Below are 17,153 nucleotides of genomic sequence, written 5' to 3' on the forward strand. Positions count from 1 at the left end.
CTACCTGCGTGGTCACCGGAGGAGATCGAGATGTCTCCGTCTCTCCGGCCTCCCTCTGCTATTTGTTCCAGTCGCTAGAGGAGCAAGCCGTGATAGAAGACGTCCTTGCGATCGGAACCGTCTCAAGGTTAGCGCGCTTCAAGATCTCGACGATGCGATACGACGAATCGGTTGGCCTGCTTCCTGCTCCGCCTCGCTCAGAAGGAAATCGGCGGGCCTTTTGCATGGCGGACGTGAGACGGCTCATGTTCATCCGACATTCTCGCGCCCTCGGCTTTGGTCTGGATGCAATAAGGCAGCTACTCCAACTGGCGGAGATGCCAGAGGAACCTTGTGATGAGGCCGATGCAATCGCCCGCGAGCACCTAGAAGCCATACGGCGCAAGATCGATCAGCTGACCGCCCTGAGCGGGGAACTGAAGACCATGCTCGATCGGGGCGCTCATGGCACCATCGCCGAATGCCGTGTCATAGAAGCGCTTGCCGGAGAAGACGGCTAACCGCCATTTTCTGCTTGCACCTCCAGCCGCTGGAGATGTCATGCCTGGGAGTGGAAGCACGAATCAACCCGCCTCGAGGACATCCATGAGCCAGGATCACGACCACGTTGGGGGCAGTACCAACGCCGCGGCGCTCAGTAAGGCACTGGCGTTGACCGGAGGCTTCCTCCTGGTTGAGGTAGCTGGCGCATTCATCTTCAACAGTCTGGCGCTCTTGTCGGACGCCGCCCACATGTTGACCGATGCGGCAGCGCTGGCTGTTGCCCTGGCTGCCATCAAGATTGGCCGCCGTCCCGCCGACAAGCGACGGAGCTGGGGCTATCACCGCTTCGAGATCCTGGCAGCAGCGTTGAACGCCTCGCTGCTGTTCCTCGTCGCGCTGTACATCCTCTACGAGGCCTGGGGCCGGTTCCGCACGCCTGCTGAGGTTGGCAGCATTGGTATGCTTCTCGTCGCCGCGGTCGGCTTGATCGTAAACTGGATCTCCATGCGCCTCTTGGCCGCAGGCAGCACAGGCAGCCTCAATATGAAGGGGGCTTACCTGGAGGTTTGGAGTGATCTCCTCGGCTCTATTGCGGTCATCATCGGGGCAGGCGTTATCTGGGCCACAGGATGGACCTGGGTTGATCCAGTGCTGGGTGTTGGGATTGCGCTTTGGGTTCTCCCGCGGACCTGGACCCTGTTGATCGAAGCCGTCGATGTTCTCCTCGAGAGTGTTCCCCGCGGCATTGACCTCGACACTGTTGAGGCCGCGATAAGGGAGATGCCGGGTGTTCAAGACGTCCATGACCTGCATGTCTGGGCCCTGACCAGCGGCAAGGTTGCCCTATCTAGTCACGTGGTGGTGGACGGCTCCCTGGCGCGAGAGGAGCAGCTCGAGGACGGGCTGGCAGCCATGCTTGCCTCTCGCTTTGGCATCACGCACGCGACTGTCCAAACCGAACTCGCCAGTGCCCATGGAGGAGTTCCACCCAAGGAGTGGCACGCTCCAACAGCGGGCAACGCCCGCTAACGAACTTAGGGCGGAGGGTGCCATCAACCTTTGTGGTGTTGGCTGCTCTTTTCTCTTGATCCTCCAGTGGCTGGAAGTCGCAAGAAAGAGGCTACGCAGGAGTTCACGTGATGACCCGGATACCGACAACTGAGGACAATGGGCTGTCCATGTCCTGGCGCGTGGAGGGCATGGACTGTGCCTCGTGCGTCAGCAAGGTCGAGACTGCCCTCAACCGCCTTCCAGGCGTCACAGATGTCGCTGTGAACTTGATGGCGGAGCGGCTGACGCTGCGCCTGGCTCCTGGGCAGACTAGTGCGGAGGCGGTGGAGCAGTCCCTGTCAGGTTTGGGCTACACAGCTCACCAGGTCGGGACGCCGCCGGTGCAGATGCCCCTCCCACCTCTCGCAAGCGGGGTGGACAACGGCCACCCTGATGAGGATCATCATAGCCATCCTCATGCGGGGCACGCTCATGAGGAGGCGGGTGGGCATGGCGGTTTTGGGCACTCCCATGCGGATCATGACGACCCTGCTGACGCGTTGAAGCCGTGGTATGGCACCGGGAAGGCCCGTCTGGTCTCGCTTCTCGGCGCCTTTATTATTGTCGCTTACGTCCTGTCCCTCGTTCTTCCAGAGCGGCTTACCTACCCTCTTTTCCTGGTCGCCACCGCCGTTGCTCTTGTCCCGTTCGGGCGGCGCGCCTTTGCCTTGGCAAGGGCGGGGACCCCTTTCTCCATCGAAACCCTCATGGTTACAGCCACGGTGGGTGCCGCCGTCATTGGTGCCGCGGAAGAGGCAGCCATTGTTGTCCTGCTCTTTGCCCTGGGCGAAATGCTGGAGAATGTTGCGGCGGGGCGTGCCCGAGCAGGTATTCGCGCCCTTGCCACTCTCATGCCTCGGACCGCCCTGCGCCTGGTTGCAGAGGTTAAAACTGAGGAGGTCTCATCCGACCAGTTGGTGGTAGGCGACCTCGTTCTTGTTCGTCCGGGCGACCGTGTTCCCTGCGATGGCGTGATCGAAGAGGGTCAGTCCGCCCTCGACGAGAGCCCTGTGACTGGTGAGAGCGTGCCGGTGTCGCGTGGGCCAGGAGATGGTATCATTGCTGGCTCCATCAACTCGGACGGGGCTCTCCGTGTTCGCGTCACACGCGGAGCGTCGGATAATACAATCTCGCGCATAATCCGGATGGTTGAAGAGGCGACTGCCGCCAGAGCGCCAACCCAGCGCTTCATCGAAAGGTTTTCAAACTACTGGACGCCAGGTGCCATGGTGGTTTCTCTCCTCGTGATCCTGGTACCGCCCTTCCTGCTGGGCTGGGACTGGGGAACGAGCGTGTATCGTGGCCTGGCGGTTCTGCTCATTGCATGCCCATGCGCTCTGGTGATCTCCGTTCCTGCCGCGATGGCTTCCGGGCTGTCCGCCGGTGCGCGCCGGGGATTGTTGATCAAGGGTGGTGCCGCGTTGGAGGAGATTGGGGCTGCCCGCACGGTGGCCTTCGACAAGACCGGCACCCTGACGGAGGGCCACCCCCGGGTGACCGACGTGCTGCCCGTCGCTGGCATGACGGAGGACGATCTTCTTTCCCTTGCAGCAGGCGTCGAGCAAGGGTCATCTCACCCGCTCGCAAAAGCCGTCATGTCCGAGGCAGCTGCCCGCGGCATTGCTACACCCGCGACCTCCAACCAGGGCGCCATTCCCGGGCGGGCTGTTACCGCGGTTGTGGTTGGACGCCAGGTCAGCGTCGGCAGTCCCAGGTTTGCCGAGGAGTCCGGCGCATCTCTGGGTGCGCTCGCCGTGGAGGTGTCCCGCCTCGAGATGGAGGGCAAGACAGCCGTTGTTGTTCTTGCCGACGGAGCACTCGCTGGTGTTTTGGCCCTCCGTGATGAGCCGCGTGGGGACGCTGCAGAGGGAGTCGCGGCACTCAAGGCCTTGGGTATTCGCTCGATCATGCTCACCGGCGATAATGCTCGCACAGGTGCAGCAATCGGAGGCGGACTAGGCCTGGACGTCAAAGCGGGGCTCCTCCCCGATGACAAGCTGCAGGAGATTGCAGCCCTCCGTGCCAACGGGTCGGTGGTGATGGTCGGCGATGGCATCAATGACGCGCCAGCCCTGGCCGCGGCATCAGTCGGCATTGCTATGGGTGGTGGCACCGACGTGGCACTGGAGACGGCAGATGCAGCAGTGCTCAAGGATCGCGTTACCGGGGTTGCGGAGTTGGTCGGCCTCTCGCGCGCGACAATGGCAAATGTCCGTACCAACGTCGCCATTGCTGTCGGACTCAAGGGGGTGTTCCTGATCACGACCTTGATGGGAATCACCGGGCTATGGCCCGCCATTCTTGCCGATACCGGCGCCACGGTGTTGGTGACACTGAATGCCCTTAGGCTTCTGGGCTGGAAGCCTTCCAGTCCGCCTACGCGCTGAAAGGCATGTTCCTGGTCGTCCCAGACCGCCGTGAGGACGAGGCGTGGGCGCAACTGATCCGTCCTACATTCTTTCGGGCCGCCGACCTACCGGCGCAGTACCTGCCCGCGGTGAACTCAAGGCCAACCAGGATTCCATTGTCCGCTTGCTCAGGGCATGAGGCCGAACGGACCAATGCGCGTGAACTCGTCCCAAGGATTTCCCTGAGTTGCAGTCCGGTCCTCGGCTGCCGCGCATCCTGCACGGCACCCCTGACCTGACTGCTAGTTCCACCATTATGGCCGCCGTGGCCGTGATACATGAGCAGGTGCATCAGCGGACAGGCGAGGAGCAGGAGGTACGGCAAGCCCAAGGCGAGCACGTAATGCTCACGCAGGACGTAGAAGGCGACAATCAAGCCGAGGCCGATGAGGGCAACGCCGCCCCTGCTGCGCCACCAACGGGTCGCAGAATAGTTGTGCATCTCAGTTCTGCTCAATCTGCTTTCCAACATCGTCTCTGGCGGCGCCCTGCGGCGCCTTGATCCAACTCAAGCCCGGAAAAAACTGCCGGATTGGCACTCTTCCCACCCTGCGCTCGGTGCCGAACCAGGCGCGGGTCGCCGCAAGGTGGACCGAGTAGCACCCCGCTTCGGGGTGCCGCGGCGGGACCGTCTTCGGCAGCAAGGGCGTATTCCCAGTGCGGTCTCCCCTCGGCTTATAAAGTTTACGACGCACCTCTGCAGCCGGAGCTTGGGGAGTACTTCGTCATTGAGGGCACGCCGGGCCGGAAAGGAGCGTCACCCTTCAGCTTGTCCAGGCGCGGCAGACCGCCCAGACGGCAGATCAGGAAACAAAATGTTGTAATTCTGCGTCTGCCGGGCTGCCGCTTCGGAGCGTTACGGGCAGGCAGTCTGGATCGGCGCATACGACCGCGTGCTGCGCCTGCTTCCAGCAGGAGAAATTGCTCGATCCGTCACACGGCGCCATCGAAAAGATGAGAAGGAAGAGCATTCAATGAGCAAACGAGGCGACGTCGCCCGAAACACTGCTGCCATGGTGTTCGCACTTCCCCTTCTATGGAGTGTCCCATCAGTCGCTCAGGGCGGCGGTCAACAGGGCGGACATCAAGGGGCCACAGCTGGGTATCACGCGGTCATGGAGAAGATGAATCGCGAGATGGCGGCTGGCCCCGTGACCGGCAACGCCGACCATGACTTCGCGAGTATGATGGCGAAGCACCATCAGGCGGCCATCGATATGGCGCGGGTCGAGCTCGAGCATGGGCGTGACCCAGAGATGCGACGGACGGCTCAAGAGATCATCGCCAAGCAGCAAAAGGAAATTGCCGACCTGAGGACCTGGATGTCGCGGCATCCCTCTCGGTAGCTGCGCCTGACAACCAGGATCACTAAGCCGCCGTCCTTACAAGGCCCCCCGACGGCTACCCGGTTGAACTAGGCAGGAATAGCAAGATGCCAGCGGCCTGGCGCCGCCGTTTAAGGAAGTCGTGATGAGCTACGCCCGCTTTAGCGTAATGATCCTAGTGTCAACCGTGATCATGTTTGGCTTGATGTACCTCAACACCTACGCCCTTGAGCATGTCTTCTACAGCCAAACGCGAAACTGGATGGCCCTCCTGATGGGCGCGACCATGGCTGTCATCATGATGTTGTTCATGTTGAAGATGTATAAGAACAAGCGTGCAAACCTGGCGATCATCGCCGGGAGCATTGTGGTGTTCGCGGCCTCCCTCTTCCTGGTGCGCAGTCAGGCGACTGTCGGCGATGTCGACTACATGAAGGCTATGATCCCGCATCACTCTATTGCAATCATGACGAGCGAGCGGGCTCACATCCGCGACCCACGCGTCCGCCAACTCGCCGATCAAATCATTGAGGCCCAAGTTAGAGAGATTGCTGAGATGAAGCAGTTGATCGCGGGCCTCGAACGTAACCCGACACCTCCCAACGCGCCGGATCTGGCGCCGCGCAGTGTGAGGGTCGAGGCGGGAACACGTTGATCACTTCGACAGAGCGGCAACAGCACTTGGTCACCCTGAGGGCGTCCGCAGACCCGAGTGTCGTGCCATGCACGACGACAGGCATGTTATCAGAGCAGCGGTCCGCTCCGCTTTGAACACCACCAGGTGACTCCAGAGCCACTCCGGCCGGAGCTGCATGTGCTTCGGGTGCCTCCTCAGTATGGGGCATCGCCGTCCTCCCTCACAAAGCCGGGACGGCCAGACTGGTTCTCCTTACAATAGCCTTTGCCGCAGGCAATGCGCCGTTGCCGTCTGGCGCTGACGAGCGTGGTGCCCGCAATGCCGTCTAGCCAGGTATGACTGACTACGCGGGCCGCCCTGATAATGAGGCTGATCGCCGCCTTACTCTCGGCGGCGTGCCCACGGTCCTGGGCTCTGATGCTGGCCTTGAATAGGCGAGCCAGAGCCAGTCAAGTTGAATGACGGTCGCCCACCATCTCAGACTCCGCGCAATCACTGCGAAGCAGCGCCTGCGACCAGATGCCCTGGTGCGGCGACGTTCCATGAATATCCGCGCTCGGCCTGCCCAATATCAGTGCGAATGTGTTCCATATCGTCTGGCGAGATGTTATGAGATAATCTGCGATCTGAGACTGATAACATGCCGCAGATCGGTGTCAGCACAGCGCAGCATCTCACATTACATCGTTTTATTACACGCCAATCCCTTCCCGCCGGGATCCGTTTCCATTGACCCGCTGGTGAGGCGCGAACCTGAGTTCCGCTTCGGAGGTCGGTACACCATTTGTACAAAAGGAAACCGTCATGGCGCACAACCCAGAGCATACCGAGCTTGGTAGTGCCGATGGCCTGGAGCAGACGTTTGGCGACTACCACCTGCAGATAGGCAATTCAGGGCTGAACTTCCTCGCCGGGGCAGGCTCCATGGACATCCAGTTCGGCCGTGCGAACACGGATGTCCTGATTGGGGAAGTCCAGAACGATGATCTCCTTGGCGGAGCCGGAAATGACATCATAGCCGGTGGTGCGGGCATGAATCACCTCGACGGGGGTGAGGGTAATGATCTCCTGGTTGGCGGCGATTCTGCCGACCAGCTGCGAGGATCAGGCGGCCGCGACGTGCTGAGTGAGGGCACCGGACATGGCGATATCGAGGGAGGGGCTGGTAATGACCTCCTCTTTGGTGGGCTAGGCGGCGATGCGTTCATTGTTGATCGCACCAGTGGCCATGACATCGTCGGCGACTTCCAGGCAGGACCAGGCATCCTCGACCACATCGCCTTCCGCGACATCATGCCCGAGGAACTCGTCTTTCAGGACACCCTCGCTGGTGTGAAGATCAGCTGGAACGATGACAACGCCTCGGTGCTGCTTGCCGGTGTTCAGAAGGCGGACTTGGCCCAGGACGACTTTATGTTTGCGGACGACCGCATGCTGCTCCAGCCCACTAGCGCCGGTGCGAACCATGTCACGTCGGTCAGCTTTGCCGTGGACGAGGGTTTCAATCTGTCTGCGCCTGAGATCGGTGCGAGCACGACGCCAGCCACCTCTGTCTCCTTCGATGACTTCAACGTGCAGGTCGGCACGGCCAGGGCAGATACCTTTGCTGGTACGGAGGCCCGCGACTTCTACTTCGGCTTGGAAGGGGATGATCGGTTTTCAGGTGCAGCCGGTGACGATGACCTGACCGGGGATGCCGGAAGCGACACCCTGGACGGCGGAATGGGTCAGGATCACCTCGTCGGCGGCGTGGGGGCAGACCAACTCTTCGGGGGTGATCAGGCCGACAGCCTCATGGGCGAGGACGGCAACGACACCCTATATGCGGGTGCTGGTCACGACATGATTGAGGGCGGACGAGGCGATGACGTCCTGAACGGAGGCGATGGCGCCGACGCGTTCATCGTGGCACCGGATAGCGGCAACGACGTGGTCACAGGCGGTTTTGACGCCGGGCCTGGCGCGTTTGACCACATAGCTTTCCGTGACATCACTCCCGATGAAGTCAGCGTCGCCGACACCGCTAACGGCGTGTTGGTTAGCTGGACCACCGAAGAGGGTGTAGGGTCATTGCTGCTCTCTGGGTTGGCCAAGAGCCAGATGGCGCAGGACGACTTCATGTTCAACGCGGGTGCCGGTGCGAGTGGCGCATTCATCAACGATCCCGCCATCACGGACCAGGGTTCTCTCCTCCTCTTCCGGGATGGAACTGAGGCGGCTGCGGTGCAGCAAGACTACCTCTTTACCTAGTCTGGGCCTCGGAGCCCGCATGGTAACTCGTGCAGTATGAAGCCAGCGGTCCATGTAGCAGCACGGACCACTGGCGTTGATCGGCTACTTCGGTGCTTTGTGGCGATTTCCACCAACGGAAAACCGGATGTCCGGTGCCGAAGACCCCAAGGTCGTCCAGATTATTGCCAAAGGTGCACGTAGTCAGACTAGAAGTGTGATCGCGACCAACACCCTGATGCTCAACTCTGCTGAGAGCTTGGCCTACGACGCGGTCATCAATTGGTGGCACGAACTGATCATGGGTGTCTCTGCCAAGTTAAGATAGCAGATCGCGAGCTTGCCGCCTTGGACAAGGTGATACGCCAGAACTGGACCTGCTTGGGAGACGCCAACGACTTGCCACCCATCCGCCACCAATTGTGCGACTGAGCGGTTCAGGCTGACTTCCCCTACCGGTTGGCCGTCGTCAGGCGCCCCGCGCGATGACTGCGCAGAGCCGGGATGGGTCTGGATGACGGCCAAACAGATCAGGGCTCCTAACGTGACCGCTTTTACTACTCCCGGGATCAAGGCGGCGTGCCCTCCTCTGCGAAAGCGATGACAAGCGTCCGACGTTGGCCGAGCGGTCCCTGTTTCCAGGTCTGCTCGGCCAAGGCAGCTTCAGCCCTCCCCCTGGGGGCTGGTCGACGTCATCTCCGACACTGCCCAGAACACGAGAAGCATCACAGCGGTCTCCCAGGCGATCGAAGCCGCCAGGCGGGCTCCGGCTCCAGGAGCGTCTGCCGCCAGAGCGGGAGTTAGCCGAAAACGGTGCCACGCCGCGAAGCCGAGAAGCACACCAACCAAGCTAACCTTCGTAAGGAGGGCTATGCCGTACGGGGTCGTCACCAGGGCGTCCAAACGCCCGACCAGCAGCCATGCCAAGAGTGCTCCGGCGAGAACAAGACCGGATACGATCCACCCAGCAGCGCGTGCCCACCCCTCGATGAGGCGTGCCGCTGTTGCGCCACCGCGTTTGGAGGCCAGAGCCAGCGGCCACAGGCTTCCCGCCCAGAATGCCACCGCGAGGAGGTGCACCACCAAGGCGGCAGCCAGCAGAACCCGTGGCTGATGCTGCGTGGTGTGTCCGACCGCCGTAAAGCTACCCGCAACGGCCAAGATGCCGACAGCACCCAGGATCACCGCACTCCGCCCCACCCAGGTCGCCAAACCGATAGCGAGCAATCCTGCCCAGGTGATCATGACCGAGATCCCGGGGCGGGACGTCAGCATCACACCCCAGATCTCAACGTCGAGGACGTCCCCATCGGACGCCAGGGCGACCTGGGAGGCCAACCAGGCGCCACTGGCAGCCAAGCCGATCACCACCATACCCAAGGTAACCTGGCGACCGGCCGCGACGTCACGGGGATCCTGAAGGGTGCCGAAGCCTAGCGAGAAGATCGCCAGCCCAGCAGCTCCCAGGGACGCCACGTAGTAGGCGATCCTCAGTGCTGCGGCCGTTGCGCGGAGGAGTTCTGGTTCCGGCCGCAGGACCTCCAGGATCACCGGGCGGCAGCCACAGCAAACTTTACTGTCCCGCTCATTACATGCCCGTCGTCACCCATGGCGCGCCACTCCAGCCGGTAGGCACCGGACGGCAGAGGAGCCGCCACCGTAGCCGTCGCCCTGGCAGACGCCCCACGTCCCCCCTCGCGGCGCACCTGGTGCTCCCGGCCGCTCTCGTCGACCAGGCGCAGCGCCGTAACTCGGCATTCCTCGCTGAACGCCAAGTTCAGGGCGCGTGGCGAAGAAGGCAGGGTTGCCCCATCCGCCGGGTCAGAACTGTGGAGCATCGCGTGCGCCGATGCCGCCGCTGGGGTAAGCGCACCCAGGGCGAGCGCCAGCAAACCGCTCCTGAGGAGATGAAAGCGTGAAAGCATGAATTCTCCATTGCTCTGGCCCTGTGATCCCGCCTCTCATGAGAGAAGACGAATGCGGGCACAGCCTTTTCATAACTGGCCCCGCCGACCACGCCACCCGGATTTCCGCACCAATTTGTTGCCGCCGCGGTCACCCGAAGAGCGACAGCGTCAGGCGGCTACGATCTCCGCCTTCCAACCAGCAGCCTGGAGAGCGGCGATCAGCGGGCTGCCATCACTAGATATCCCAGTGACCGCTATCTGCTTGCGATCCAGGTCAACCTCGATCTGTGCAGAGGGGTTTGCCTCCTTTACCGTGGATGTCACCCCCTTTGCGCAGCCACGACAGTTCATGTTCGAAATCGCTATGCGAGCCATCGTAGTGCTCTCCTTTCCGGCAGTGAGACAGATGGGGTTTCCCATGGTGGGAAGGTCAAGCTCGGCTTGAGTTCGTCCCGTTATTTCTTCGTGCACCGGGCACGCGACTGAACCGTGCAGGCCTGCATAGGGGTACCAAGTCTGCCGAATCTCAAGATTTGAGGTCAGGGGGGCGTCACACATCGGGCCACATGCGTCGTTACGTCAGGGAGATCAGGAGTGCCGATCCATGGGCGTCTGCTCAATTGCCGCCGGTCGAACCGAGCGACTGCTCCAAGCAATCCCTCAGGATCGTTTTGCGAATACGCCTACCCTCCAAGCCCTTGCTGCGACGACCGGGCGCAACTCCGTTGCCGGACGCCGCCTCATCATTCGTATAGCTGAGTTAAACCTCGACGCCCGGCCCGTTGTCACTCATGGAAAACAGCACTCGGCCGTAGCCTGGAGCTATCCGTGCCCAAACCGCTTCCGGTTAGGGAGCGAAGTAAATGGCAATCGCGGCGTGGTGTTTGAAACCGCCGTGGCCATTGCCGGAAAGCGCGTCAAAAAGATCGCTGCCGCGGTGACAACCTGGTTCGGCTGGCACGCCCTCGCTCGCTGGTTTGAGCGAACTGGTTCGACTTCTCAGCCCGCCGCGTTGGCGGCAATGTCCGAAGCCGTACTGAGTGTCAACTTCATCCGCGCCATTGCGATCACACCCCTGGTGCGGGATGCGCTCCTCGAGCGCAATGGACATCTACCCATCGTGGTGCCCACAGCCAGTGGCGCCTTTCTCGGTTTTCTTCGCCTCATCTACATCGTAGACCGGTTCCATCTCGCTGCGGACCTCTCGACCTTCCTCCCCGACAACCGGCTGTCTTTGGGAGAACTGTCTGCGGCTCAGGATATCCGGGATCTTGCCTCCGCACATGACGTCCCAGCCGACCTTCTCGCACGGCGATTTATGTTAGCGATGGAGGCGGCGAACTACGACAGCGTAGCGGACAGGCGTCTGCGCCGATCCGGTGTCGCCACGTTCAAAGCCAATGCTCCAATAGCTTCCGTTCTGGATCAGGTGCTTTCATCCTTCTCAGCAACAGTCTCCCTATGTGTGGCCGGTCATCTCGGCCCTGATGAAACAGCCAAGCTGCTGGAGCATGAAGGAGCTGTTTACGATGCGACCAGTGATCAACGGGATCACGGCCTGCCCTCAACTCCGGGATCAGGCACTTGGGCTAACCGTTGAGGCAAGCGAGCTTTAGACTGGGTCAGCGCCAACGAGACGTCGCCGCCCGAACGCAGTATACCACCGTCCACCGCAGTAGCGTCCTGTCTTGGGCACGGGCACGACACCATCGACTACCTGTTTACGACGGAGGTCTCAGCGCGAGCTTGCCTCCGTGGAAATCGAAGCGTCACCACAGCTCCCTGCCCTGGAGTACTCTCAATTGAGAGGCTACCACCATGGGCTTCAACGATTGCCCGCGTTGTGGAGAGGCCCAGTCCGCTACCGCCCCGGCCTGCTGTTCTCGCGGGGTCGCCTCTGAAAAAGGGCTCAGTGACCCGCGGTAGATCCTGCATGGATATTCCAGACCCTCGGTCACCGACGCGAACCAGCACGTCATCTCCAGCTTCGACCACCTCGACCCAGGGTTCACGGCCATGCCTGACGGCGTTGGTGACGACGTTGGTCACCGCCCGCTTGACGGCAACCCGCCTGGCAGGGATGACCGCATTCTCATCCATGCGGCCTTCCTCGATAGGGGTGCCCGCATCCGCGAACTCATCGACGACCGTTCGGACCAGGGCTGTCACGACCAGCGGTTGGATGGCTTCACCGCCATGTCCGCCCCGCAGGTAGGCAAGGACATCGGACACCATGGTCTCCATCTCCGCCAGATCCCGGCGAATGGGTTCCTGGACCTCATCGGGTAGGTCCTCCGCCCTCAGGCGCAGCCGTGCGATAGGTGACATTAAATCGTGGGATAGTGCCCCAAGGGCCAGGCTGCGCTGGCGGAAAGCGTCGCGGGTACGTGCCGCCATATCATTCAAAGCCTGGGCCAACATCCGCACCTCACGAGGACCCGAGGCAGGCAGCGTCGGGATCTCCTTCTCGAGGTCGAGCCGGGACACGGTGGCGGCGAGGGCTGAAACGGGAGCAGATACCGACCGCGCGGCGAAGCCCACCGCCAGGAGCAGGACAAGACCAATGGCTGCGGCATAGGAGTGCAAGGCAGCCTGATCGGTCGACAACACGTTGAAAGAGGCAATCTCAACCTGGAGCCAGGAGCCGTCCTCCAGGCGAGCTATGGCACCGATGCCCGCAATGCTGGCCGAAGAGTTGTCGAGGCTACCCGAGCGGACGCGCACCTCCGTGGTCCGACCAGAGAGAGCTTTGGTTCTGGCCGCAACCGACTCCCAGTTGGCAGCCGTGGGGTGCTCTGGAGTAGGTTCCATGTCCCGCCGCCAGTGCACCGTTAAGTCTGTGCGCGACAAGGCGTGTGCAAGCCGGTCACGATCTGCTTCGGGTGCCGCTGCAACGGCATCGATTAAGATCGAGAGCCGCTGCGCCAGCAACTCCTCCGTCCCGTTTTCTACGGCCTTCCGCAAGAGGACATCGTGGAGCCCAACCATGGTGGCGAAGAGTACGGCAAAGGCGATCGTAAGCGCTGCGAGAGTTCGGGCAGCCAGGGACTGGGGAAGTAGCCGGGTCACCCCGTCCATTCCACAGGGCTCGAGAGCATATACCCGACCCCGCGGACCGTCTTGATCAGGCCGGGCTCTCCCTCCTCATGCGGCCTCGCACCCAGCTTGGCTCGCAGGCGACTGATCTGAACGTCCATGGACCTGTCCAATCCACCGTATGGGCGGTTCCGTGCGAGATCGAGGAGCTGGTCACGGGTCAGGATACGCTGGGGGCGTTCGACAAACGCCAGGAGGAGATCGTACTCGCCGCTGGTCAGCTCCACGACCACGCCATCTGGCCGGAGCAGTTCACGCCGCCTTGTGTCCAGGGACCACCTTGCAAAGCGAGCTACCTCCCGTCCCTCCCCGCCATGCGGTCCCTCGGGGTTCTCCACCCGCCGGAGGACGGCACGGATGCGAGCCACCAGCTCGCGTGGGTCTGCGGGCTTCACCACAAAGTCGTCCGCACCCAACTCAAGCCCGATCACCCGGTCCGAGGCTTCCGCGAGGGCCGTCAGCAGGATGATTGGGATCCGTCCCTCAGCGCGGAGATCTCGGCAGAGTTCAAAGCCTGAACGCCCCGGCAGCATGACATCGAGCACAACGAGGTCCACAGGGGCCGAGGCAAGAAGACGGCGCATCTCGATGCCGTCCCGAGCCCCGCTAACCCGGAACCCGCTCCGACGCAGCAGGGAAACCAGGAGCTTGCGCAGCTCGCCGTCATCCTCGACGATAAGAACATGCCGTCCTTCGCCGGACATCGGTGGTAGATCAGGTGCCGACACACCTCGATGAGGGGAGCCTCCAGCACGGTCGCTCACCGTGCTGCTCCCCTGATCTGCGGACGAACACAACGTGCTCTCACCGGTGTGGCCCCACTCAGAAGTAGAGGCGGACGCCCGTAAGGAACTCAAACGACTCTGCTTTGCCTCCCTCGTCCCGGACATAGCGTGCCGCTTCCCCAAAGCGACGCGTATAGTTGACACCAACATAGGGAGCGACCTCACGCGTAAATTCATACCGGAGCCGAAAACCTGCCTCGACGTCACTGACGCCGCTGTTGACACCAAGCTCTCGCACCCGCTGAGCCGCGACGTTGATCTCGACGTTCGGCTGGAACACCAAGCGTTGCGTCACATAGAGGTCGTAGGATGCCTCGAGACGGGCAGAGAGGTCACCCCTCTCGCTCACGAAGGCCTGCAGATCGACTTCAAAGAGTCCAGGCGCCAAGCCCTGGAGCCCAATCACACCATAAGTGCGGTCCGGTAGGGGACGTGCGTCATACCGTACACCGGCTTGGAGGTCCCAATAGTAGCCCAGGAGCCTGGAGTAGAGGAGCTGGACCTCGGCGTTCTCGGCCCGGCGTCCGCGCTCAAGCTCGCCCTGGGTCTTTACCCACACCTTGTCGTAGTCCGTGCCGTACCAGGCCTGCCCATCCCAGCGTGCGATGTTGGGCGTGCCGTTTAGGCCGATACCCCACTCCAGCTTCTCAAAGAGCACAGCACCATAATAGAGCTCATGGGAGGCCATGGCGTGGGCGCCTGGATCGCGGGCTGCGTTCTGTGAGGCCGCCTGCTGCGCTGAGGCTGGGCCGCCTCCGGCGAGTCCAAGCAGGACTGATAGAGCGAGGAGGATCGTGGACGAGCGACGCACCGATGTTTGCTCCATAGCCGTTAACCCGCGGACGCGACGCGCGGCGAGCGCCGGATTTCAACCTTGCGCATCATCCCCGTCTCCATGTGGAAGAGCATGTGGCAGTGGAACGCCCACCCGCCCTCGGCATCGGCTTCCACATCGACGTCCATCGTGCTGCCGGGTCTGATTGCGACAGTGTGCAACAGAGGATTCTGGGCACCATTGCCGACTTGAGGCTGCATCCACACACCATGCAGGTGCATGGGGTGGGACATCATGGTCTCGTTGATGAAGCGAAGCCGCACCCGTTCACCAAGCACCAGCGAGATAGGCTGTGCTTCGCTGAACCGATTGCCGTTGATGGCCCAAAAATACCTCTCCATATTTCCGGTGAGGCGGACCTCAATGATCCTGTTCGGTTCCCGCACGGGGTAGGGGTTCGCGAGTGCCTTGAGGTGCCGATAGGTGAGCACCCGGGTGCCAGGAGGCGCCCCCGTGTTCACGGCGAACGCGTCGGGTGGCGCCATCCCGCCATGGCCAGCGTGGGCGTTCGCGGCAGACATATCGACCTGGCCGACCTGCCCCGTGCCCGGTGCGCCGTGCCCCATAGCCGCGTGATCGGGGGCTGCCGGAGCCGCACTGCGCTGATCACGCCTGGGGGCTGGGGGCTGGTTCTGCCGTCCCTGGGGCCTGCTGGGTGGGGTCTGCTGGGCCGGGCGCTGCTGGCCCATGCCAGGCATGTTGGAGTGGTCCATACCCGGCATGTTCGAGTGATCCATGCCCGGCATGGCACCCTGCCCCTGGCCAGCCTGTGCGAGGGTGAAGCCACCTGCACTCTGCACGGATGCCAACGGCAAGCGTGCGGAGGCCAGCTGGAATCCGGGGTCGCTGGCAAGGGAGGACCTTCGCCCCATACCGGGCATCGTGGAGTGGTCCATACCCGGCATGTTCGAGTTGTCCATGGCAGGAGCGCGAGAGGGCGCTGTTGCCCCCCTTCCGCGCCCGGCCGCGGGCGGGGCGGTCATCCCGGGCATGTTGGAGTGGTCCATGCCCTGCATGCCGCCCCCGGCGCCACCGCTCATGCCGGACATCCCAGACATGCCGGAGTGGTCCATGCCACCCATGTCTCCCATGGAGCCCATGGGAGCGATCTGACCAGGCTGGTCGGTCTCGGGGCGCAGAGTGCCGCGATCCAGGCCCTTGGGTCCGTAGTCGCCACCCATGTCGGCCATGGTCAGGAGCGGCCGCTCGCGGTGCGGCGGCAGGGCCATCATCGGCAGCCCCTCCTGGGTGGCGATGCTCGCGCTGGCGAAGCCCTGACGCCCCATGGACTCCGCCAGGACCTGGAATTGGCGTCCATTGGTGGGGCGCACAAGGACGTCAAAGGTCTCGGCGGGTGCGATGCGGAATTCGTCAATGGGGACAGGCTGCACGTTGTTGCCGTGCGCCTGGACCACGGTCATCTCCAGGCCGGGAATGCGGACGTCGAAGTGGCTCATGGCGCCCGAGTTGATAAAGCGCAGGCGGACGGTCTCACCGGGCCGATAGACTGCCGTGAAATTCTGCTGCGGCGTCCGGCCGTTCACCAGAAAGGTGTAGCCGGTGACATCCTCGATGTCGGTCGGGTCCATGCGCATCTGGCCCCACATCATCCGGTCCCGGATGACGGCTTCCCGGGCCGCCGCATTCGGTGCCCGCGCCAGTTCGGCCGCAAGGCTCGCAGCGGTGCGCTTGTTGTAATTATAGTAGCCGGGATCCCGCTTGAGGTTCTGGATAACCCGGTGAGGGTTCTCGTCCGTCCAGTCGGAGAGCTGGATGATGTAGTCGCGGTCGTAGCCAAACGGGTCGGGACGGGTCGGCTCAATGATCAGCGGACCGTAGAAGCCCGCCTGCTCTTGGGTGCCCGAGTGGCTGTGGTACCAGTAGGTGCCGGACTGCACGAGGGGGAACTGGTACTGGTGCGTCTGGCCCGCCGCGATCCCCTGGAAGCCGTCGCTGATACCGGGCACACCATCCTGTCCACTGGGGAGAATAAGACCATGCCAGTGAACAGAGGTCTCCTCGCGCAGCCGGTTGGCTACGTTGATAACGACCTCCTCACCCTCGCGGAACTTCAGGACAGGGCCCGGAACCTGGCGATTTATCGCGATGGCTGAGCGCGCTTGTCCCGTGATGTTCAGGCTCACGTGCTCAATGGCCAGATTGAACTCGCGCGGCAGCGAACGTCCAATGCCGGGCTGTGCCAGCGCGGCGCCTGACACCGAGGGAGCGGCAACGGCGGCAATCCCTGCCGCCAGCATGCTGCGCCGCGACATGGAAAACAGAGCCATGCTGGAATACTCCTACGAACCGAGGTGACGCCCACGACCACTGGTAGCGGGCGGAAAACAGGTCGGGGCTGATATCAACTCTGCCATCCTCTCCAGCAATGAGAGTCTGA

Annotated in this window: 16 protein-coding genes; 8 read left to right on the plus strand and 8 right to left on the minus strand. The window is 62.5% G+C overall.

The features are described from left to right. Positions 1 to 89 precede the first annotated feature (89 nt). From ACFFIC_RS19350 to ACFFIC_RS19360, 3 genes are all read left to right on the plus strand, one after another. Positions 90 to 500: a MerR family transcriptional regulator gene (locus ACFFIC_RS19350; protein ID WP_377053364.1), complete on the plus strand. Its 411-nt coding sequence runs from the start codon at positions 90 to 92 to the stop codon at positions 498 to 500. Between the two features lie 85 nt (positions 501 to 585). Further along, a complete protein-coding gene (locus ACFFIC_RS19355) occupies positions 586 to 1,512 on the plus strand; it encodes a cation diffusion facilitator family transporter (RefSeq protein ID WP_377053366.1) in 927 nt (308 codons plus the stop codon). 110 nt (positions 1,513 to 1,622) lie between these two features. Beyond that, a complete protein-coding gene (locus tag ACFFIC_RS19360) occupies positions 1,623 to 3,920 on the plus strand; it encodes a heavy metal translocating P-type ATPase (RefSeq protein WP_377053368.1) in 2,298 nt (765 codons plus the stop codon). On the opposite strand, the gene ACFFIC_RS19365 is transcribed toward ACFFIC_RS19360, so the two are convergent. Next, positions 3,910 to 4,413: a DUF2933 domain-containing protein gene (locus ACFFIC_RS19365; protein ID WP_377053370.1), complete on the minus strand. Its 504-nt coding sequence runs from the start codon at positions 4,411 to 4,413 to the stop codon at positions 3,910 to 3,912. The genes ACFFIC_RS19360 and ACFFIC_RS19365 overlap by 11 nt on opposite strands. A 421-nt stretch (positions 4,414 to 4,834) precedes the next feature. On the opposite strand from ACFFIC_RS19365, the gene copM reads away from it, so the two are divergent. The 4 genes from copM to ACFFIC_RS19385 all read left to right on the plus strand — a co-directional run bounded on the left by copM (position 4,835) and on the right by ACFFIC_RS19385 (position 8,460). Continuing rightward, positions 4,835 to 5,287, plus strand: a complete 453-nt coding sequence (copM, locus tag ACFFIC_RS19370) for a CopM family metallochaperone (RefSeq protein ID WP_377053372.1) — start codon at positions 4,835 to 4,837, stop codon at positions 5,285 to 5,287. A gap of 124 nt (positions 5,288 to 5,411) precedes the next feature. Then, the gene (locus ACFFIC_RS19375; RefSeq protein ID WP_377053374.1) at positions 5,412 to 5,921 is read left to right on the plus strand and encodes a DUF305 domain-containing protein; all 510 of its coding nucleotides are present in this window, start codon (positions 5,412 to 5,414) and stop codon (positions 5,919 to 5,921) included. 786 nt (positions 5,922 to 6,707) lie between these two features. Next, positions 6,708 to 8,153 carry a calcium-binding protein gene (locus ACFFIC_RS19380; RefSeq protein WP_377053376.1) on the plus strand — a complete coding sequence of 482 codons (1,446 nt, stop codon included), beginning with the start codon at positions 6,708 to 6,710 and terminating at the stop codon, positions 8,151 to 8,153. A 76-nt stretch (positions 8,154 to 8,229) separates the two neighbouring features. Continuing rightward, entirely contained in the window at positions 8,230 to 8,460 is a 231-nt protein-coding gene (locus tag ACFFIC_RS19385) for a hypothetical protein (protein WP_377053378.1), read from the plus strand. A gap of 335 nt (positions 8,461 to 8,795) precedes the next feature. Here the strand turns inward: ACFFIC_RS19385 and ACFFIC_RS19390 are convergent, their stop codons facing one another. The 3 genes from ACFFIC_RS19390 to ACFFIC_RS19400 form a co-directional block, all read right to left on the minus strand. Next, a complete protein-coding gene (locus ACFFIC_RS19390) occupies positions 8,796 to 9,683 on the minus strand; it encodes a copper resistance D family protein (RefSeq protein WP_377053380.1) in 888 nt (295 codons plus the stop codon). Beyond that, complete coding sequence (locus tag ACFFIC_RS19395; RefSeq protein ID WP_377053382.1) at positions 9,680 to 10,057, minus strand: copper resistance CopC family protein; 378 nt, start codon at positions 10,055 to 10,057, stop codon at positions 9,680 to 9,682. Before ACFFIC_RS19395 ends, ACFFIC_RS19390 begins: the two co-directional genes overlap by 4 nt. Before the next feature lie 150 nt (positions 10,058 to 10,207). Then, positions 10,208 to 10,414: a heavy-metal-associated domain-containing protein gene (locus ACFFIC_RS19400; RefSeq protein ID WP_377053384.1), complete on the minus strand. Its 207-nt coding sequence runs from the start codon at positions 10,412 to 10,414 to the stop codon at positions 10,208 to 10,210. A 229-nt stretch (positions 10,415 to 10,643) separates the two neighbouring features. On the opposite strand from ACFFIC_RS19400, the gene ACFFIC_RS19405 reads away from it, so the two are divergent. Further along, a complete protein-coding gene (locus ACFFIC_RS19405; RefSeq protein ID WP_377053386.1) occupies positions 10,644 to 11,639 on the plus strand; it encodes a hypothetical protein in 996 nt (331 codons plus the stop codon). A 113-nt stretch (positions 11,640 to 11,752) separates the two neighbouring features. On the opposite strand, the gene ACFFIC_RS19410 is transcribed toward ACFFIC_RS19405, so the two are convergent. The 4 genes from ACFFIC_RS19410 to ACFFIC_RS19425 form a co-directional block, all read right to left on the minus strand. After that, a complete protein-coding gene (locus ACFFIC_RS19410; protein WP_377053388.1) occupies positions 11,753 to 13,117 on the minus strand; it encodes a sensor histidine kinase in 1,365 nt (454 codons plus the stop codon). Continuing rightward, a complete protein-coding gene (locus ACFFIC_RS19415) occupies positions 13,105 to 13,839 on the minus strand; it encodes a response regulator (protein WP_377053390.1) in 735 nt (244 codons plus the stop codon). The genes ACFFIC_RS19410 and ACFFIC_RS19415 overlap by 13 nt, the downstream gene beginning before the upstream one ends. A 118-nt stretch (positions 13,840 to 13,957) precedes the next feature. After that, positions 13,958 to 14,608, minus strand: a complete 651-nt coding sequence (locus ACFFIC_RS19420; RefSeq protein WP_377053392.1) for a copper resistance protein B — start codon at positions 14,606 to 14,608, stop codon at positions 13,958 to 13,960. A gap of 143 nt (positions 14,609 to 14,751) precedes the next feature. Beyond that, positions 14,752 to 17,043: a multicopper oxidase domain-containing protein gene (locus tag ACFFIC_RS19425; protein WP_377053394.1), complete on the minus strand. Its 2,292-nt coding sequence runs from the start codon at positions 17,041 to 17,043 to the stop codon at positions 14,752 to 14,754. Positions 17,044 to 17,153 lie beyond the last annotated feature (110 nt).

The sequence above is a fragment of the Muricoccus vinaceus genome, assembly GCF_042433125.1.
GTDB lineage: Bacteria > Pseudomonadota > Alphaproteobacteria > Acetobacterales > Acetobacteraceae > Roseomonas > Roseomonas vinacea.

Coding starts and splice junctions, on each gene's coding strand:
- ACFFIC_RS19355 (WP_377053366.1), top strand. CDS start 586: ATGAGCCAGGATCACGACCACGTTGGGGGCAGTACCAACGCCGCGGCG.
- ACFFIC_RS19400 (WP_377053384.1), bottom strand. CDS start 10,414: ATGGCTCGCATAGCGATTTCGAACATGAACTGTCGTGGCTGCGCAAAG.
- ACFFIC_RS19410 (WP_377053388.1), bottom strand. CDS start 13,117: ATGGACGGGGTGACCCGGCTACTTCCCCAGTCCCTGGCTGCCCGAACT.
- ACFFIC_RS19415 (WP_377053390.1), bottom strand. CDS start 13,839: ATGTCCGGCGAAGGACGGCATGTTCTTATCGTCGAGGATGACGGCGAG.
- ACFFIC_RS19395 (WP_377053382.1), bottom strand. CDS start 10,057: ATGCTTTCACGCTTTCATCTCCTCAGGAGCGGTTTGCTGGCGCTCGCC.
- ACFFIC_RS19405 (WP_377053386.1), top strand. CDS start 10,644: ATGGGCGTCTGCTCAATTGCCGCCGGTCGAACCGAGCGACTGCTCCAA.
- ACFFIC_RS19365 (WP_377053370.1), bottom strand. CDS start 4,413: ATGTTGGAAAGCAGATTGAGCAGAACTGAGATGCACAACTATTCTGCG.
- ACFFIC_RS19380 (WP_377053376.1), top strand. CDS start 6,708: ATGGCGCACAACCCAGAGCATACCGAGCTTGGTAGTGCCGATGGCCTG.
- ACFFIC_RS19360 (WP_377053368.1), top strand. CDS start 1,623: ATGACCCGGATACCGACAACTGAGGACAATGGGCTGTCCATGTCCTGG.
- ACFFIC_RS19425 (WP_377053394.1), bottom strand. CDS start 17,043: ATGGCTCTGTTTTCCATGTCGCGGCGCAGCATGCTGGCGGCAGGGATT.
- ACFFIC_RS19375 (WP_377053374.1), top strand. CDS start 5,412: ATGAGCTACGCCCGCTTTAGCGTAATGATCCTAGTGTCAACCGTGATC.
- ACFFIC_RS19420 (WP_377053392.1), bottom strand. CDS start 14,608: ATGGCCTCCCATGAGCTCTATTATGGTGCTGTGCTCTTTGAGAAGCTG.